We start from the raw sequence: 680 nt of genomic DNA, 5'->3' as shown, positions 1-680 counted from the left end.
GTAACGGCAGGACCGACGTCTACGGGCAATGTGAATGAATATACGATGACGTATCAGGTTGAAGTGAGTAACACAAGTGACGCTCTGGCATTCTATGATTTGTCGGATACCTTAAAATATGGAGCGGGCGCTACTATAACCGATGTATCGGTCAGTTATGTGGGTGTAGAAGGAACTACAGGGACAACTAATTATACCAATTTTGACGGACAGTCTGATTATCTAATTATAGATGATGAGCAGGTAGGAACCGGAAAGGAGGATGTGTTCCAGATCGTTGTGACTTTTGAGGTGGATCCTGCAAAGGTTACGTCTCAGAGTGCGGACTGTGAACTCACGGAGGGTGAAGAAGGAACGGGCTTACTGAACACAGCTGAAGTAAGTGACGGCGTTCCGTCGAAGAATGATGATGCGTGTGCAGATATGCCTAATCCATCGGTTGATATCGTGAAGACGGTAACGGCAGGACCGACGTCTACGGGCAATGTGAATGAATATACGATTACATATCAGGTTAATGTGAATAACACAAGTGACGCTCTGGCATTCTATGATTTGTCGGATACCTTAAAGTATGGAGCGGGTGCCACTATAACTGATGTATCGGTCAGTTATGTGGGTGTAGAAGGAACTACAGGGACAACTAATTATACCAATTTTGACGGACAGTCTGATTATCT

1 protein-coding gene is annotated in these 680 nt (G+C 44.9%); it reads left to right on the top strand.

The annotated features are described in order from the left end of the window. Positions 1–680: hypothetical protein (locus KUV50_RS19310; RefSeq protein ID WP_222581851.1), on the top strand; the 680-nt coding region annotated here is incomplete at both ends.

It is taken from the genome of Membranihabitans marinus (assembly GCF_019802045.1).
In the GTDB taxonomy this organism is placed as follows: Bacteria; Bacteroidota; Bacteroidia; order Chitinophagales; family Saprospiraceae; genus Membranihabitans; species Membranihabitans marinus_A.
The sequence above is the reverse complement of the archived record's forward strand: the minus strand, read 5'-3'. Positions and strand labels throughout refer to the sequence as shown.